This is a genomic window from Sulfuricurvum sp. IAE1 (assembly GCF_004347735.1).
Classification (GTDB): Bacteria; Campylobacterota; Campylobacteria; order Campylobacterales; family Sulfurimonadaceae; genus Sulfuricurvum.
Window position 1 is genome coordinate 283350 of the sequence record NZ_SLTI01000042.1, and the last position, 17650, is coordinate 300999.

The window sequence follows — 17650 nt, forward strand, 5'->3', positions numbered from 1 at the left end:
GCTAGCGCTTTTTCCTTGCGTTGAATATCACGACCGCCGCAAACGCCAAAACGGATCCGACAAGGGTCGAAATCTCTATTTTCTCACCGTAAACCACCATGCTCGATACAATCGCCCCAATGGGGACGATGAACATGAACACCCCCGTCCGGTGCGCCCCCACTTTCCCCGCCGAAGCAAAAAAAAGCGCGGTGCTGAGCGTCCCCGGGAAAATCCCGATAAAAATGATCGTCCACCAAAACGTGCTGTCGTATTTCGCGAACGCAAAGGGCTCATACGGCAACGCGAAAATAAGGTTCGACGTCATCGCAACGGCAAACACGACCGTCGTATAGAGCATCGGGGTCGTGTGTTTGGACGCTTTTTGCGAAACGATCGTCACCAGCGCCCACACGATCGCCGCCGCGACGAAATAGCTGTTTTCGAGGTCTAAAAATCCCCACCCCTCACTCGGCACTTTCATCAGTACCAGCGCGCCGACGACCCCGACCGTGAGGGCGGCGATCTCTTTGGCCGATACCTTCAGCCCCAGCAACGCGACGGAGAGCAGGTAGGTGATGATGGGCGACGTCGAGGTGACCAGCGTCCCGCCGTATCCCGCCTGGCCGTGCAGCAGCCCCGCAAAGAAAAAATAGTTGAATACCGACGTCAGCAACCCCGCCGCGATCATGTACATCACTCCTCGCCGATCGGAACGCAGAGGCGATTTCATAAACCATATCAGCGGAAGGATAGAGGCGAATGAAACGGCATAGCGCCAGAACGCCGCCATTTCGGCATTCGAGTGGTGGGCCGCGACTTTTCCCGCCGTCCACGCCACGCCCCACAGCAACATGGCGACGATCATTCCGGCGAAATAGAGGGCTTGGGGGCGATGTTTCATGGCGTGATTGTGCTCTCTTTTGGCTTTGAAGGGGATGAATCGTACGAACCGCTAAACGGTAGCCCTTGACATTGTTACCCATTCGTATTAAGTTAACATATAGCGCAGTTAAAGGAGAAAAAAATGGCACAGATCATTCACCGCTCGCATGAGCGCGGCATTGCCGAACACGGATGGCTTCACAGCCGGTTCAGCTTTTCGTTTGCCGAATACCACAATCCTGAGCGGATGGGGTTCGGTGCCCTGCGGGTCATCAACGACGACGTTATCGAAGCGGGGATGGGATTTGGGATGCACCCCCACCGGGATATGGAGATCGTCACGATCGTCACCAAAGGGGCCATCGAACACCGTGATTCCCAAGGGCACCACGGGATCACCCGTGCGGGGGAGGTTCAGTACATGTGCGCCGGGTCGGGGATACACCACTCCGAATACGCAACGCCGCAGATGGACACGGAGCTGTTCCAGATCTGGATTTTCCCCGATCAAAAAGCTCTCCCGCCCCATTACGAACAGCGCGATTTCAGCCATATCGCCGATCAAAAAGGATGGCATCCTCTGGTTTCGGGGGACGGCAGGGGAAATTCCCTTCGGATACATCAGGATGCCGCCATCTCGATCGCCCGGCTCGAAAAGGGGGAAATCCTTCCCCTCCCCCCGGTACCCTCAGGCCGCGGGTTGCTGCTCTTCGTCATGGAGGGGGACCTCCGCGTCTGCGGAACCACCCTGTCACGACGCGACGAGATGCAGATCACCGAAGGGGAGGAATGCAGTCTCACCGCTTCGGAAGCGTCGAAGGTACTGCTGTTCGACATGCCGATGCGCCGTTCCTGATCCCTCCATGCGGGCCGGTATGCTACAATCACGGCACCATTTGCAGGGAGGAGCCCCATGCCAAAATCGTTCACGACCGAACCCATGAGCGCGATTCTCGCGTGGGCCGAAAAATCGCTTGAGCAGGCTGATACCTTCTCGTTCGAGGTCCTCAACCCCGACGTCGCGCGCGGCTCCTACGCGGGAGAAGCCCTCACGATCGAGGGGAGCGACTACCTCTACCGTTCCTACAAAGCGTGGAACGATCTGGCCGAACTCCTTTTCTGCCGTCTTTTGACCCCCGAAAAACGATCCGAATACACCGTCTTGTTGACGTTCGAGAAAATCGACCGGAACGACTCGTTCCACCGAAGTGAAGAAAAAGAGGAGAAATACGGCACCGCGTCGCATTTTTCCCGCATCCGCAAAAACGAGGAACCGGCCTTTCTTTCGGCCTATCTGCGTGCTTTGCGCAGTGTCAGGGTGGGAGAGAAAAAACGGATTCTGAACCTGGGGATCAATACGGGGGACGAGTTCGAGCTGATCCGCCGCATCGTGCCGGAGGAGACCTACCGCGCGATCGAGCTCGTCGGGGTCGACCATTCGGCCAGCGCCATCGATCTCGCACGGAAACGGTTTGCCGGGGGGAATGCCCTCTTCCATGTCCACGACATCAACGATCTGGATGCATTGAATCTGGGGCGATTCGACCTCATCGTCTCGATCGGGACCCTCCAAAGCCCGGGAATCGATTTCAAACCGCTCTTTGCCAAGCTGGTGCAGGAGTATCTGAACCCGCAAGGCTCGATGATACTCGGGTTCCCCAACTGCCGCTGGATGGGAGGAGAGATGATTTACGGCGCCAAGGCCCCCAATTATCCTTATTCGGAACTCTCGCTCGTCATAAAGGATATCCATTACTGTAAAAAGTACCTGCAGCAAAAAAAGTTCCGGGTGAGCGTGACGGGTAAGGACTACCTGTTTCTGACGGCAACCCGTATCCAGACGGCGCGTTAACCGTGTAAACGGCGAATATGCTACAATAAACCTATGATACGTTATTTATTTTTATTATCGCTTGTCGTACTGCTCCCGCTGGGGGCGGCGGCAATACCCGCCGAAAAGATCGATGTATCGCTTGCGGCGCTGGGAAGCGAGGAACAGCTCTCCGATTCAAAAACCCTGGCCCTGTTGCTCGAACGGTATTCACCCTCCGTTTCGATCCTCCACCGCCGATACCGCGCCACCGCCGCCGAACACCGCCGAATCGAAGAGGCGTTTGCGGAAGCGGGAATTCCGCCCTATTTTTCGCTGATCCCCTACTGCGAATCCAAATTCGATCCCGATGCCCGCGGGTACGGCACTGCCGGGTTGTGGCAGTTCACCCGCCAGAGCGCACGCAATTTCGGCCTCACCGTCCAAAAAGGGAATGACGAACGCCTTGATACGCAGCGCTCGACGCAGGCCGCGATACGTTACATCAAAAGCCTCAAACGCCAGTTCGGAAGCTGGTATCTGGTCGATTTCGCCTACGGGATGGGAGAAGGAAAACTGCAACAGCTGATTCGGCGCAACGGGAGTAAAAAACTCTCGGTTCTTCTCAAAGATCCCCATTTCCCTTCGGGAACCAAAGCCCATTTTGCCAAAACGCTGCTCCTGCAGGCGCGTATTGCCGCCGCAAAAGAAGAAAAAAACTAAAACGGAAGCCGCCTCTCCTCTCAGGAGAAGCGGTACGGGGAAAGATTAGAAGCGGTAACCGATCTTGACCTGAGCACGGTAGTTGTCGAGGTCTTCTTTGTAGGTGTTGGTAAGCTCGGCTTTCTGCGTCCACTGATAGCGGATATCCGCACCGGTATAGACTTCGCGGCTGATGTTGTATTTAAGCCCGGTCCCCGCCTGAAGGGTAAAGACCGTATCGCTTTTGTCCATATCCGAGAAAATGACGCCGAATCCGGGTCCGAATCCCCACTCGACGCCGTTTGAGAGCGTAATGAGGTAATAAGGGTTGAATTCGAGGTTGGTCATCGACAAGCCGTCGCTGTTGAAACGGTTCAGCATGATCTGCTGGCGGAGGTTGTCCCACGGGAGGGTAAATACGGGGCAGTCCAGAGAGATTTCGATCCCCGCCGTCTGACCGGCGGCCGAAACGTTTTTGAGGTTCATGTACCCCGTGCTCACGCCCACCTGGATATTCGGGCAAAAACCCGCGTCCAGGATCGGAAGGGCTTTAAACTCGCCTGCCGACGCACCCGCGCCGATCAAAAGGGATGCGGCGAGAGCCGTTTTGGCCAATGTAGTCAATCTCATTCTCACTCCTGTATAGTCGATTGGAAGAGATAAGTATAGCGCAGTTCGGATAAAATGTGATAGATATGTGATGGGAAATCCCCGTACGGGGAGAGAAGCGGTTAGCCGATGTTGGTGTATACGGCCTGGACGTCGTCGTCCTCTTCGATACGGTCAATCAGTTTCTCGATATCGACCATCTGTTCATCGGTGAATTCGACCGTCGTGTTCGGGATACGCTCAAGTGCGGCTTTGGAAGGGGCGATATTCAGCTCTTCGAGGGCCGCCGAGAGGGTTCCGAACGCGGTATAATCCCCTGTCACGCTCACTTCGCCCTCGTCCTCTTCGAGCTCTTCGAGCCCGGCGTCGATCAGCGCCATCTCGAGCTCCTCGAGGTCCATTTCAGGTTTTGGAAAGCTGAACACCGCTTTGCGGCTGAACATGAATTCGAGCGCGCCGTTGTTGAGCATCTCCCCTTTGGCTTTGGAAAAGTAGCTGCGGATGTTTCCGACGGTACGGGTGTTGTTATCCGTCGCGCACTCTACGAAGATCAGAACGCCGTGCGGCCCTTTCCCCTCGATGTTCACTTCGATGATATTCGCCGCGTCTTTACCGAACGCCCGTTTGATCGCCGCTTCGATGTTATCCTTGGGCATATTCTGCGCTTTCGCCGTCAAAATCGCGGTCCGAAGCTTGGGATTCATTTCGGGGTCGGCTCCCCCCTCTTTGGCGGCCATCGTAATGATTTTGCCAAGTTTCGGGAAAATTCTCGACATATTTCCCCAGCGTTTCATTTTGGCCGCTTTGCGGTATTCAAACGCTCTTCCCATGCGGTATGCTCCTCTGTGTGATCTGTAAAAAATTGGTCGAATTATAACCGTTTTGAGAGATTATGACAACCGCCTGCGGGCTGAAAAATTGATCAGATAGACCGCCGCACTGCTGATCGCCCCGCCGATGAGCAACGCACTCGAGGGAATTTCGCCCAGCAGGAAATAACTGCTCACGAGGGCGCAGACGGGGACAAGGAACATGTACGAACTCGCCCTCCCCGATCCCATTTTCCCCGAAGCGATGAAATAGATCGTCGAAGCGACCGTCTGCCCCAGCACCGAGAGATACAGCAGCGCCCCCCAGAAACGGGCGTCCTGCGAAAAAACCGAGCCGATGCCGTGGGGATAGGCGACGAAAAACATCAGCACCGTGGCAATCAGCCCCAGCAAAAACGTGTAATGGATCGGATCGAGATGAAGATGCGAGCGCTGCGCGGCAAGGGTGAGTGCGGCCCACACCAGTGCACACGCGACGAAGACGAGGTTCCCCCCGTGCAGCAGTACTTCCCCGTCCCACACCTGCACCATGACCGCTCCGCCCGCCAAACCGATCACCAGACCCGCGATGTGGCGGCGCGTCGGTTTCATCCCCAGCGCCACAACCGCGATCAGAACCGTCAGAACCGGGCTAAGCGTCGTGATAACGACCCCGCCCGCCCCGGCGGTGCCGACATAAACGCCGTAAAACGACAGTGCCATGAAAAGGGAATTGAGCAAAGCGCTCAGCGCAGCCCAGCCCAATGCACCGGTGCTCAGCCGCAGCGGCTTGCGATGCCACCACAGAATCGGGACGAACGCCGCAGCCATCAGGGCAAACCGCCAAAACGTCGCGACTTCCCACGACACGCTTTCCGAGAGGATTTTGAGCGCCGGCCAGCCGCCGCCCCAGAGCATCATCGCGAGGATCATCAACAAAGGAAGGGGAAGATTCATAAAAGGGGCGTCCGAACCGCGCAAGGCGGTTTAGAGATCGATGTGGACAATATCGCTTTGGATATTGTTGAAAAGGAGCGAACGGTTATCGACCCGGTGCTGATACAGAAACGTATTGGGTTTCATGTTCCGCAGGACGGTCGTGTTGTAATAATAGGCGTTCGAGCAGCGCCCGATGAAGAGGAACGAAAAGAGGAGCTTGATGCGCGGATTTTCGAAAATCTCGTTGGGCTGCGCCAGGAACGTGAGGCCGAATTTTTTGAGGTTGACCAGATCGAAAATGTAGAAAATGAAATCTTCGAATTTGGCGTGGAACCCCTCGATGTTGGCGATATCCTGCATGAAATAGTAATAGTTGTCAAGCAGTTCGCGCTTTTGCATCATCCGTGAGAGTTTGCTCTTGATGTCGCGTTTGCTCGCGAAATAGGAGGGGTTGACCGCCATGTAGATGTTTTTGCGCTCGGCGATCGCCGCATCCACGGCGGCATCGAATTCGTCGCTTTCGTCAAAACGCATGTAGTGAAATTCGCTCCCGTGTTTGAAACGCTCTTCGATCTGGTCAATGGCCGGATCGGAAAAATCGAGATACAGCGTCGCAATTCCGTTGTCGATGACGAATTCGCGGATTTTGTTGGCCAGATGGGTTTTCCCCGAACCCGGTTCCGCCAGGATCAGCGTGTTTTCGCGCAGAACGCGGTCATGCAGTTCGAGGTTGGCGATCGAGTTTTTAAATTTTCCGATTTTTCGTTTCATGGTCGTATCCGATGGATGAAATAGTATAAAAGAGAGTATAGCCAAATAAAGATAAATGGCCCGAATCGACGCGCCGACGCGCCACCTATCGCCATTGCTCTTGCGTTATCGTAACATCCCCGTCGTCCGAATGCAGACTGAGCTCGCCGTCGCTGATCGTCACCGAAAGGCGCATCGTACGCGCATGGAGTTTTTCGATCCCTTCTGCGTGCAGATGGAGCGCTTCGAAGTTTTTGAACCGTGCGAACGTGCCGCCGTTATGGCGCCACCACGCGCTCGCGGCTTTGAGGTTGTAGGTATAGACGATAACTTTTTCCGACCTGCCGCACGCCTTGCGCAGCCGTTTCTCGTCTACCTGCCCAAGATCGATCCACAGCTCGATGTCGCCGCCGTAGTCTTTCTCCCAAAGATCCGGTTCGTCCTCCCCCCCGATCCCCTTGGTGATCACCAGCCGATCCGAGGCATGCAGCGCGAATGCCACGATGCGCATCATCAGCCGTTCATCGGTTTCAGAGGGGTGCTGGGCGATCGTGATCTCGTGGGTCTCGTAATAGTTGCGGTCCATGTCGGCGATGTTGAGCTGGACTTTGCAGATGGTCGAACCGGCGGCCATGGGTGCTCCTCTGAGTAAAACAAAACTATGACATAAAACGGCTAAGAAAAACGCGTGTAGGATTCCCGCCGAAGCGGGAAAAGAGAAGAAAAGGAGGATTACCCTTTGACTTTCGCTTCGATCGTCGCAACGATGCTTGGGTCTTCGAGGGTCGAAATATCCTGCGTGATCGCTTCGCCTTTCGCGATGGAGCGAAGGATACGGCGCATGATTTTGCCCGAACGGGTTTTCGGGAGGCCCGGAACGAAAACGATGTCGTCGCACACCGCGATGTTACCGATCTCTTTCATGATCACTTTGTTGATTTCTTTGACCATCTCCATCTCTTCGCCGATGGTGTCTTCGCTTTTGAGGACGATGTAGGCGAAGATCCCTTCCCCTTTGATGTCGTGCGGTTTTCCGACGACGGCGACTTCGGCGACGTTGGGGTGTTTTTTACACGCCGCTTCGACTTCAGCCGTTCCCATACGGTGGCCCGAAACGTTGATGACGTCGTCGGTACGGCCCGTGATCGTGATGTAGCCGTCTTCGTCGTAGATGGCGCCGTCACCCGTGAAGTAGACCGCTTTGCCGTCTTTTTTGACGTCGCCGAAATACGATTTGACGAAACGTTCAGGGTCTCCCCAGATGTTACGGATCATTGACGGCCACGGACGTGTCACACACATGTAACCGCCTTCACCTACGCCCACTTTCTCGCCCGTTTGCGGGTCGAGGATCTCTCCAATGATACCCGGCAGCGGCAGGGTTGCACACGCGGGTTTGATCGGTGTCGCACCCGGCAGCGGAGAAACGATGTGTCCCCCCGTTTCGGTCTGCCAGTAGGTATCGACGATGGCGCATTTGCCGCCGCCGACCGCTTCGTAGTACCATTTCCATGCCGGAGGGTCGATCGGCTCACCCACGGTTCCGAGGACTTTCAGGCTGCTAAGGTCGTATTTGGCCGGCTCGTCTTCACCTGTTTTGTGCAGAACGCGGATCGCGGTCGGCGCGGTGTAGAACTGGTTGATTTTGTACTCTTCGACCATTTTCCACGGACGTCCCGCATCCGGATAGGTCGGAACCCCTTCGAACATCACGGTCGTCGCACCCATCGCAAGCGGTCCGTAGACGATGTAGGTGTGCCCGGTGATCCAGCCCACGTCCGCCGTACACCAGTAGGTGTCGTTTTCTTTGACGTCGAATACCCATTCCATCGTCATCTGCGCCCACAGGATGTATCCCGCCTGGTTGTGCTGAACCCCTTTTGGTTTACCGGTAGAGCCCGATGTGTAGAGGAGGAAAAGCGGATCTTCGGCGTCCATGATCTCCGCAGGACATTCGGGGGCCTGGTTTTTGATCAGTTCGTTGTACGAATAGTCGCGTCCGGCAACCCAGTTGATATCTTCGTTGTTACGTTCGATGACGAGCACTTTCTCGACCGGAGAATTCTCGGTAATCGCCTGGTCAACGACCGGTTTGAGCATGTAGGGTTTGTCTTTGCGGTATGCGCCGTCTGCGGTAATGACGAGTTTCGCCTCGGCGTCTTCGATACGGTCTTTGAGCGCTTCGGCCGAGAACCCGCCGAATACGATCGAGTGGATCGCACCGATACGGGCACATGCGAGCATCGCATAGGCCGCTTCGGGAATCATCGGCATGTAGATGATGACGCGGTCACCTTTTTTGACGTGAAACTCGTTTTTGAGGAGGTTCGCGAAGCGGTTGACGTTGTAATAAAGCTCGAGGTACGTAATGATCTGCTTGTCGCCGCGGTCCCCTTCGAAGATGATCGCCGCTTTGTTTTTGCGGGTTGAGAGATGGCGGTCAATACACTGGTGGGCAACGTTGAGTTTTCCACCAACAAACCATTTGTAAAACGGTGCGTTGCTCTCGTCGAGCACCTGCGTATACGGCTGGAACCAGTCGATTTTTTCGTTCGCGAAGTGTCCCCAGTACCCTTCGTAATCTTCGTTGGCCCATTCTTGAAGTTCTTTGTACTCGCACATGTTTTTGATGCGCGCGTTTTTCGCAAACTCACGGTTGGGATGAAAAATCGGTTTTACGGTATCGCTCATAGCAATTGCTCCTTAGTTTAATTTAATGGTGTGTTGTAATTTTATGTAGACCATGGCGGTCATAATCGCATCGTTCAATGCGTTGTGCTGACCCATCCTCGGGATGTTTAAATCCTTGAGGATTGTATCAAAGCGTAAATCAATATTTCCTTGCGGAATCAGGGCAATTTTTTTGTCAAAATAAAGCCCCGACACCTCGATCTGGCGGTTGGGGAGCGTTACCCCCAGCCACGGCTTGATCATACGGTTCATCATGGAGACGTCAAACTCCAGGTAATAGCCCACCAGCGGGCGGTTCCCCACAAATTCTAAAAACTTTTTCACCCCCTCTAACGGCTCGACGGCGTGTTCAAGATCACACGGCCTTATATGATGGATTTTAATGCTTTCGGCACTGATGGCGCGGGACGGTTTAAGAAACACCTCGAAACTCTGCGAGGTGAGAATTCTGTCCCCTTTGACTTTGACCGCGCCGATACTCAGAACTTCGTCTTTTTTCGGATTCAATCCGGTAGTTTCGGTATCGAAAACGACCGTTTCATCCCCTTCGTAGGGCTCGAAGAGCGACGCATACGCATCGTCTTTGAGCCCCCGGAGGTTCCATGTGCGTCTGAACGCCTCGAACATTACACTACCATCCCCAGATGGAAGTGGTAGGTCAGGAATTTTTTGAACGTATTAACGATTTTGAATGCGTCTTTGAGCAGATCCCGGTCGGCTTTGCTGAGCAGTTTGGGATTGACGTAATTTTGTTCCTTGAGTACCTGTTTTTGAGAGAGCATCGTCCGCAGCCGGATCGAGAGCAGCGTATCGTAGGCTTCGATCAGTTCACTCGCGAACCGCTTGTCGAACAATCCGATGTTATTGAGTTCCTTGATCCGTTCGGTCGTATTGGTCGTCTCAATCTTGTGCTCAAGGGCTAGGATCCGCACACCGTGGACGATCGCGAACACCCCTCCTTTTTTGATGTCGAGTTCGCTCTCATGCGCGTCGCGTCCTAGGACGAAGCCCGAAAACAGCGACAGCGGGGTCTCGAACGCCAGCGATGCCTTCGCCAGATGGGCCAGAATATCGCTGCGACCCTCGAAACGCTCGAAGAGAAAATTTTTGCACTCGGTTAAAAGCGTCTCATCACCCGCCACACAATGGGCGTCAAGAAAAATGGAAAGCGACTGGAGCGTCTCTTCGTTGAGCGTATCGGTCCATGAGGAAATCTGTTTTTTATAGCCCGAAACACTTCGGCGCCAGTAAGGGTTGCTGACCATGATATTGCCGGCGCATTTGGGAAATCCGAGCCGGATCAGGTACTCGTTGAGCCGCTCCATGAAAGGACAGTACGCTTCTTCGTCTTCACCGTCGGCAATGATGAGGGCATTGTCCTGATCGGTGCGCAATACCTGCTCGCCGCGCCCTTCGCTTCCCATTACGACGAGCGCGCAGCGGCCCTGCATCGTCTCGGGAAGGACCATTTCGAACACTTTGCGGTACACCTTGGCGTTGAGTTCGCTCACGAGCTTGGAGACGTAGCGGACCCGTACCCCTTTGGAAGTGAGCGACCTGACCACCTGCATAAGCGAGCGTTCGATGCTTTGCAGCTCGTCGATGGAAGTGGCACGCTCGATGGAGGCGGCAATGAGGTGGGTATGGTTGGCAAAATGGCTCAGCAGATCCAGCTGTTCGAGAATACCGACGATTTTTCCCTCTTCGGTCACGACGAGGCGTTTAACCCCGTGCTTTGTGAACAGCAAAAGCGCGTTGAACAAAAAGTCGCTCCTCTCGATCGTAATAAGACCGTACGTTGCGATGTCGCCGATCGGATCGGAAACGCTTTTGTCGGCCAAAAGGACTTTCTCGCGCAGGTTCGTGTCGGTGACGATCCCCATTACCCCCTCATTATCCACCAGAATCACTTTTGCGTTTGTCCCCGCCATCTCGGAGAGAGCGTTTCGGATCGAGGCCTGCGCACCGATAATGCAAGGGACATGGAGGTAGATTTCATCGACACGGGCGACCATAAACGGGGTCAGCTCGTTTTGGTGCTGACGTTCTTTAAGACGCTGATGTTTGGTGATGAAATCCTGCATGAAATAGTTTTGGAACGTTTCGGCGTCTTGGAGAAGGTTGAGGAAGGATTCTTTGGGTAGGGAGTAACAGATCAGGTCTTCGGCAACGATGAAAGTGCTTTGGGTATTGCCGTATATAAGGGAGTTCGCATCGAAGCTGTCACGTTCGCCGTAGACGTTTTGAAGTTCACCGTCGATGGTTTCGTTGACGATGCCTTTGATGATAATGTAAAGCGATTCGGCCCTCACCCTCGGAGCGATCAGTACCGTCTCCCTGGGATAGTAGGCAATATCCATCTGGGTCATCAGCTTTTCGATCATACGCTCGGTAAGCAGATCAAACGGATGGATCGACATTAAAAGTGCTTTTTGGTCAAAGAGACTCAAAACCATCTCCTGGAAAATTAATCAAACCCGCCCCCGAAAGGACGGGGAAGGCTTTAGTGCTCAACGGCACCCTCAGCACCGATACCGGTCTGGCAGCGGATGTTTTGCGCTTCGAACGCTTCGTACTCTTTTTTGGCCGTATCGCTCTTGTCGGTGATCGAGAAGAACCAGATACCGACGAACGCCGCCGTGACCGAGAACAGAGCCGGATATTTGTACGGGAAGATCGCTTCCGCGTTACCCAGTACGTCCACCCATACGGTCGGCCCGAGGATCACCAGAACCGCAGCCGTAGCCAAACCGAGCGATCCGCCGATCAGTGCACCGCGAGTGGTGAGTTTCGACCAGAACATGGAGAGGAACAGGATCGGGAAGTTCGCACTCGCCGCAATAGCGAAGGCAAGACCGACCATGAACGCGATGTTCTGGCTCTCAAACGCGATTCCCAGGAAAATCGCAACAATCCCCAACGCAACGGTAGAGATTTTAGAAACTTTCATCTCCATAAGCCCATCCGCACGTCCTGCACGCAGAACCGAAGCATAAAGGTCGTGTGAGATCGCCGAGGCACCTGCAAGCGTCAGACCCGATACGACCGCAAGGATCGTAGCGAACGCTACCGCCGAGATGAACCCGAGGAAGAAGTCTCCGCCAACCGCATGTGAAAGGTGGATCGCCGCCATGTTGTCGCCGCCGAGGATCGGAGCACCGCCGTCGATCGCCTGTTTTGCCACATCAAGATACTGCGGGTTCTGGAAAACCATGACGATCGCACCGAAACCGATAATGAACGTCAGGATATAGAAATACCCGATGAATCCCGTCGCGTAGAACACCGATTTGCGAGCTTCTTTGGCATCGGCAACGGTGAAGAAACGCATCAGGATGTGCGGAAGACCCGCCGTACCGAACATAAGAGCGATACCCAAAGAAATGGCCGAAATCGGATCGGAAACGAGCCCGCCCGGAGCCATAATGTCTGTTGTCCCTTTCATCTCAACCGCAGTCGCGAACAGCGATTCGAAGTTGAAGTTGTAGTGGGCCATAACGGCAACCGCCATGAACGTCGCACCTGAAAGAAGGAGGAACGCTTTAATGATCTGTACCCATGTCGTCGCCAGCATACCGCCGAACGTAACGTAGAGGATCATCAGGACGCCGACGAGGATAACCGCAACTTCGTAATCCAGACCGAACAGAAGCTGGATCAGTTTACCCGCACCGACCATCTGCGCGATCAGATAAAGGATAACCGTCACGATCGAACCGAAAGCCGCCAAAGTACGAATAGGCGTCTGCTGCAGACGATACGACGCAACGTCCGCGAACGTGTACTTACCGAGGTTGCGAAGCTGCTCGGCGATCATGAACAGAATGATCGGCCACCCGACAAGGAACCCGATAGAGTAGATCAGACCGTCATACCCTTTGGCATAAACGAGTGCCGAAATCCCCAGGAACGATGCCGCCGACATATAGTCGCCCGCGATCGCCATACCGTTTTGGAATCCGGTGATCCCGCCGCCGGCGGTATAGAAATCTTTCGCCGTTTTGGTCCGTTTTGCGGCCCAATAGGTGATACCCAATGTAGCACCGACAAAGATCAAGAACATAATGATCGCCGACATGTTCAGCGCCTGTTTTTCCACTTCGCCGCCCAGAGCGTCGCCCGCAAAGGCATACCCTGCGGCAAGAAGGGTCAGTAACAACGTTTTCATCATTCTCCCTTTACTTTCGCTTTGATGCGGTTCGTCGCTTCGTCGAACTCGCCGTTGGCACGTTTGACGTAGATACCCGTCAAAATGAATGCGCTGAGGATAACCCCGATCCCGACCGGGACACCGACCGTGGTAACCGAACCTGCAGAAAGCGGAGCCCCCAAAAGTTTCGGATCAAACGCGATCACCAGGACAAACCCGAAATAGATGACGAGCATCGCGATGGTCAGTATCCAGGCAAAACGCCCCCGTTCGCTTACCAAACGGAGATAATCAGGATCATTTTTGATCTGATCTACCAGTTCTTGTTTCATAATCAACCTCCTTTAAAAGTTGTAGTTCGCGATAACGCGGTATTCGTCCCAACCCATGTTTCCGGCGGTTGTCTCTTTGTAGCCGCGCGGGAAATTGCCGCGCAGGCGCAGCTGAAGGTTTTTAACGACCTGAGGGTTGTAAATGATATCAAATCCTGCTTCGGTCGCTTTATCCGCCGATACGGCGTCCGAATACCCGTTGAGCGGATCCATGTCATATTCGACATAGAAAACGCCCGTATTAAGATTGACGCCGTAATCTTTCCAGTCGTACGACGCCGCAACTTTCCAGGCATCGGTGCCGGCCATAAACTGGTGACGCGTTACCATACCCTGGGTATACGCCGGCATTCCGCCCCACGGAGAGACCGTTCCGCCGTTGATCGCGGAAGCATCATCTTTGGTATTGTGTGAAACGGCGACCGAAACATCGCAGTTTCCGATTTTTGCTCCGACTTTCGCCGCTACGAAATCGCTTTCGATTTTGTTGAGTTCCAAAGCGGGCGATGCGTTGTTCGATCCCACATCGCGTTCGTTGATCCACTGCACCCCGACATACGGTGAAATGCCGCTTGCATACGACCAGCCGTAGTTGGCTTCCGTATAAACGGCATTGAGGATGTCATGCGCATAGTAATCCCACAATTGAAGCTTGAGTCCTTTGATCCCTGTGTAAACAGCGGCCAAAACGCTCACGCCCCCGGTATTGTCGCCGATCGCATACGTACCCATGTCGACGAATTCCCCGACATAGTTTTTCGTATCGACGAGGGAATATCCCGACGTTCCGCTGAGTACTTTATCCGGTACGCCGCCTGCACCGTTGTAAGCGCGGCCGAAAGTCCCCTGTGCGAATTTTGTCACATGTGCCGCAATCAGCGTCGTGTCTTTAACGTCCGTATTTGTCAGCACATACGCTTCGAACAGGTTGGGAAGCATACGCGCATCGTCACTTCCCGCAAGAGGTGTATCGAGTTTCTGGCGTCCGCCTTTGAATGTCGTGTTACCGTTTTTGTACTGCAGATACGCTTCACCCAGGTACGTCACCGAATCGTTGCTTTTTCCCAGCAATGTCGGATCAACTTCAGGATTGTCGGCTCCGGAGGAGGTCGTTTTGTCTTTCAAAAACAAACCGTTCGACGTGTAAAACGCCGCACCCAGGCTTACACCGTTCCATGCACCCGTATCGTATTTCAGATATCCGCCCACAGCGGTCGCGTTACGGTGGACCGACGTAGCATTGCTGTATCCGTCGTAATCACGGTCGATGAAAAAAGCGCGCAGCTGACCGCTCGCTTTCCCTTCTTTAAACATACCTGCCAAATCATCGGCAGCCATAGCGTTGACGACGAGCGCCGACGCCAAAAGCGACAGAGACACTTTACCTCTCATTCTCACTCCTTCTTTTTTTTCACACTGTCATTATGAAAACAAAACGTAGCACGAACGTAGCAAAATCAAAATCGGAAACGATCCGGGAAAAAAAAAGGAGAAAAATAAGCTATTTGAGTAAAAAAGTAACGCTTAGGAACGCGGAATATCGATCATGTAACCCAAAGAACGGATATTCTGGATGAAATCCTCTTTGAGCGATTTTTTGAGACGGCTAACTTCCGCACGGATCGTAGCATTATCAACGTACTCTTCATCCCATATATAGGCGCGAAACTGGTCAAAATCGACGATTCGGCCGCGATTCCTGGCCAAAAGGTCTATAATCTGGAGTTGCCGCTTGGTCAGCGGCTGTGTTACGTTTTCACACATCAAAGTCGACGTCGCGGCATCGTAACTGTAGCTTTTGGAGAGTTTGAGGTGGCTTTGGGGAATCGCACAGCTTTGCATCACTTTATCGATCCGGAGCGAAAGTTCTTTTAGATGAAACGGTTTTTTCAGGTAATCGTAGCAGCCCAGGTCGTACGCGCGGCTGATCCCTTCGATGTCAATCAGCGCGCTGATGTAGATGGCAGGCGTCCGTATTTTGAGGGCATGGAGCTGTTCGAGCAGCTCCAGCCCGTTGATCCCCGGAACGTTGATATCGAGCACGAGCAGATCGAACGTTTCGGTTTTGAGCCTCTCCAGGGCATCGGTACCGTCCTCGAACAGGCTGATCCGATGTCCTAAAGAGGCCAAATACTCGTTGATCGCTTCGCTGAGCATCGCCTCGTCTTCAAGCAGAAGTATTTTCAATCGCACCCTCTTTATTAAAACGGTATTCAAAACGGGTCATATCGTCTTCGAAACCGATCCGGATTTCGACACCGTCCTCGTCGCAGATCGATTTGACCAGACTCAGCCCCAGCCCGAACCCGTCACTTTTTTTCCGTTCCCGATAGTATGCCTCGAAAATCTTTTGGGCGTCATGAATCTTCTGCGACCGGCTCTGAACCCAGAAACGGCACGACAAACCGTCGCACGAAATGCCCACTTCGATCGGTTCGCCGCTTTTGCTGTAGCGGATCGCGTTGGTGATATTGTTATCAATCACCCGCTGAAGCTTCGTTTCGTTGAAGTGGATCCACGACTCGGGCTCAGGACGCTTGTAGACAAACGAGTGGTTGGAAAACTGGGCCACCTCATCGAAAAATTCGAGCCGCTTTTCGACGTATTCACCCAGTTCAATCGGTTTTTTAGGGTATTCGATCTGATCTTTTTTCACCAGGTAGCTCAGGTCATCGTAGATACTGAAGATGTTTTTGACCGCCGCCTCGATCTTCGCCAGGTAGCGGTTTCGCCCCTCGTTCATCGAAAAAAGCTCGATGTTGGCCATGATGACCGAAAGGGGGGTATGGGTTTCGTGAACGGCGTAGCGGATGAACTGCTTGTGCGATTCGAGCAGCTCCTGCGAAAACTTCTGCTCGGCTTCCAGCGCCTCGTTTTTAAGCTGCAGCGCGGCCGTTTTTCGTTTCACCCGCTCTTCGAGATCGGCGTTGAGGGTGCGGAGCGTCTCTTTTTGTTCCTGGATCGTCGACGCCATCTCGTTGGCATACCCCGCCATCCGCTTGAACTCACTAAAATAGAGTTCATCCCCGGCGATCGGCTTCGCATTGGTATGAACCGCTTCGAAAAACTTCATAAAGCGTTCCATGTCGCGCGCAATCATCGTATTGACGATTTTGGAAATCCCGAAAATGAAACTGAAAAGGATCAACGCCAGCGTCGAGATCTCGACGATGATCTTGATCAGCCTCCCCTTCAGCGCATGGGGATCGCCCCGCATACCGAACAGTGTCGTGTCCGAAGCCAAAGCAAACTGGCGATACTCGTCATAAATCAGCAACGAGGCGAAAATAACGGTAAAAAGGAGAATAAAAACAATGGTGTAGAAGTGGAGTTCACGCAGTGACAAACGGGCCAAACGACGCTGCAGCCAGGATTCCAATTATTCGTTCTCCAAATAAATTTAGGGCATTATAACCGATTCCGCTTTATTAGGTTAAGATTCTTCGACTATAATTTCAAAAAATTCTCGAAGGATTCGGAAACAATGTTCGGACGTAAAGAACTCAAAAACTACAATGCGACGGCTGAAGAACTCGCAACGATGCAATGGGCCAAAATGACCACCAACAAAGGGGTTGTGTGGCTCAAACTCTATCAGGACGAAACCCCCAACACCGTGGCCAATTTCGCCCACCTCGTCAACGAAGGGTTCTACAACGGCCTTAATTTCCACCGGGTCATCCCGGGCTTCATGGCTCAGGGCGGATGTCCTCACGGTACGGGAACCGGGGGGCCGGGATGGGCCATTCCCTGCGAAACGGCGCTCAACAAACACCGCCACGTAAAAGGGGCCCTCTCCATGGCGCACGCCGGCCCCAATACCGGCGGAAGCCAGTTTTTCATCTGCTTCGTCAACTGCCCGCATCTTGACGGCGTCCACACCGTGTTCGGCGGCATCGAAGCCGACGACGCCGAATCGATGGCGGTCCTCGACAGCATCCAGATGCGCGACACCATTGAAAAAGTGGAAATTCTCGCAGAGAAAAATTAAACC

At 53.7% G+C, this 17650-nt stretch carries 18 protein-coding genes; 4 read left to right on the forward strand and 14 right to left on the reverse strand.

The features are described from left to right. Nucleotide 1: 1 nt before the first annotated feature. A complete protein-coding gene (locus tag E0765_RS06690; RefSeq protein ID WP_132812447.1) occupies nucleotides 2-883 on the reverse strand; it encodes a DMT family transporter in 882 nt (293 codons plus the stop codon). 123 nt (nucleotides 884-1006) lie between these two features. Between E0765_RS06690 and E0765_RS06695 the strand changes: the two genes are divergently transcribed. The 3 genes from E0765_RS06695 to E0765_RS06705 are packed head-to-tail and all read left to right on the forward strand — an operon-like array spanning nucleotide 1007 to nucleotide 3397. Continuing rightward, nucleotides 1007-1720 (forward strand): pirin family protein, encoded by a 714-nt coding sequence (locus E0765_RS06695; protein WP_132812448.1) that lies wholly within the window; start codon nucleotides 1007-1009, stop codon nucleotides 1718-1720. A gap of 57 nt (nucleotides 1721-1777) precedes the next feature. Next, complete coding sequence (locus E0765_RS06700; RefSeq protein ID WP_132812449.1) at nucleotides 1778-2716, forward strand: bifunctional 2-polyprenyl-6-hydroxyphenol methylase/3-demethylubiquinol 3-O-methyltransferase UbiG; 939 nt, start codon at nucleotides 1778-1780, stop codon at nucleotides 2714-2716. Between the two features lie 33 nt (nucleotides 2717-2749). Further along, nucleotides 2750-3397, forward strand: a complete 648-nt coding sequence (locus E0765_RS06705; protein WP_132812450.1) for a lytic transglycosylase domain-containing protein — start codon at nucleotides 2750-2752, stop codon at nucleotides 3395-3397. 45 nt (nucleotides 3398-3442) lie between these two features. Here the strand turns inward: E0765_RS06705 and E0765_RS06710 are convergent, their stop codons facing one another. The 13 genes from E0765_RS06710 to E0765_RS06770 all read right to left on the reverse strand — a co-directional run bounded on the left by E0765_RS06710 (nucleotide 3443) and on the right by E0765_RS06770 (nucleotide 17035). Then, nucleotides 3443-4006: an outer membrane beta-barrel protein gene (locus E0765_RS06710; RefSeq protein WP_132812451.1), complete on the reverse strand. Its 564-nt coding sequence runs from the start codon at nucleotides 4004-4006 to the stop codon at nucleotides 3443-3445. A gap of 101 nt (nucleotides 4007-4107) precedes the next feature. Continuing rightward, nucleotides 4108-4815 (reverse strand): YebC/PmpR family DNA-binding transcriptional regulator, encoded by a 708-nt coding sequence (locus tag E0765_RS06715; protein ID WP_132812452.1) that lies wholly within the window; start codon nucleotides 4813-4815, stop codon nucleotides 4108-4110. Between the two features lie 60 nt (nucleotides 4816-4875). After that, entirely contained in the window at nucleotides 4876-5751 is an 876-nt protein-coding gene (locus tag E0765_RS06720) for a DMT family transporter (RefSeq protein WP_132812453.1), read from the reverse strand. Between the two features lie 30 nt (nucleotides 5752-5781). Beyond that, on the reverse strand, nucleotides 5782-6504 hold the full coding sequence (locus E0765_RS06725) for an ATP-binding protein (protein ID WP_132812454.1): 723 nt from the start codon (nucleotides 6502-6504) through the stop codon (nucleotides 5782-5784). An 85-nt stretch (nucleotides 6505-6589) separates the two neighbouring features. Continuing rightward, nucleotides 6590-7117, reverse strand: a complete 528-nt coding sequence (locus E0765_RS06730) for a YaeQ family protein (protein WP_132812455.1) — start codon at nucleotides 7115-7117, stop codon at nucleotides 6590-6592. Between the two features lie 98 nt (nucleotides 7118-7215). After that, nucleotides 7216-9174, reverse strand: a complete 1959-nt coding sequence (gene acs, locus E0765_RS06735; protein WP_132812456.1) for an acetate--CoA ligase — start codon at nucleotides 9172-9174, stop codon at nucleotides 7216-7218. A 12-nt stretch (nucleotides 9175-9186) separates the two neighbouring features. Continuing rightward, entirely contained in the window at nucleotides 9187-9801 is a 615-nt protein-coding gene (locus E0765_RS06740) for a 3'-5' exonuclease (protein WP_132812457.1), read from the reverse strand. Continuing rightward, nucleotides 9801-11624, reverse strand: coding sequence for a putative nucleotidyltransferase substrate binding domain-containing protein (locus E0765_RS06745; RefSeq protein ID WP_132812458.1), 1824 nt, complete (start codon nucleotides 11622-11624; stop codon nucleotides 9801-9803). The genes E0765_RS06740 and E0765_RS06745 overlap by 1 nt, the downstream gene beginning before the upstream one ends. Nucleotides 11625-11677: 53 nt before the next feature. After that, nucleotides 11678-13342: a cation acetate symporter gene (locus E0765_RS06750; RefSeq protein ID WP_132812459.1), complete on the reverse strand. Its 1665-nt coding sequence runs from the start codon at nucleotides 13340-13342 to the stop codon at nucleotides 11678-11680. Then, nucleotides 13342-13656, reverse strand: a complete 315-nt coding sequence (locus E0765_RS06755; RefSeq protein ID WP_132812460.1) for a DUF485 domain-containing protein — start codon at nucleotides 13654-13656, stop codon at nucleotides 13342-13344. The genes E0765_RS06750 and E0765_RS06755 overlap by 1 nt, the downstream gene beginning before the upstream one ends. Nucleotides 13657-13668: 12 nt before the next feature. Continuing rightward, complete coding sequence (locus E0765_RS06760) at nucleotides 13669-15048, reverse strand: OprD family outer membrane porin (protein ID WP_132812461.1); 1380 nt, start codon at nucleotides 15046-15048, stop codon at nucleotides 13669-13671. A 132-nt stretch (nucleotides 15049-15180) separates the two neighbouring features. After that, nucleotides 15181-15843: a response regulator transcription factor gene (locus E0765_RS06765; protein WP_132812462.1), complete on the reverse strand. Its 663-nt coding sequence runs from the start codon at nucleotides 15841-15843 to the stop codon at nucleotides 15181-15183. After that, entirely contained in the window at nucleotides 15824-17035 is a 1212-nt protein-coding gene (locus E0765_RS06770) for a HAMP domain-containing sensor histidine kinase (protein WP_132812463.1), read from the reverse strand. Before E0765_RS06770 ends, E0765_RS06765 begins: the two co-directional genes overlap by 20 nt. A 105-nt stretch (nucleotides 17036-17140) precedes the next feature. Here E0765_RS06770 and E0765_RS06775 point away from each other — a divergent pair, with 105 nt between their 5' ends. Continuing rightward, on the forward strand, nucleotides 17141-17647 hold the full coding sequence (locus E0765_RS06775) for a peptidylprolyl isomerase (RefSeq protein WP_132812464.1): 507 nt from the start codon (nucleotides 17141-17143) through the stop codon (nucleotides 17645-17647). The last annotated feature ends 3 nt before the right edge of the window (nucleotides 17648-17650 follow it).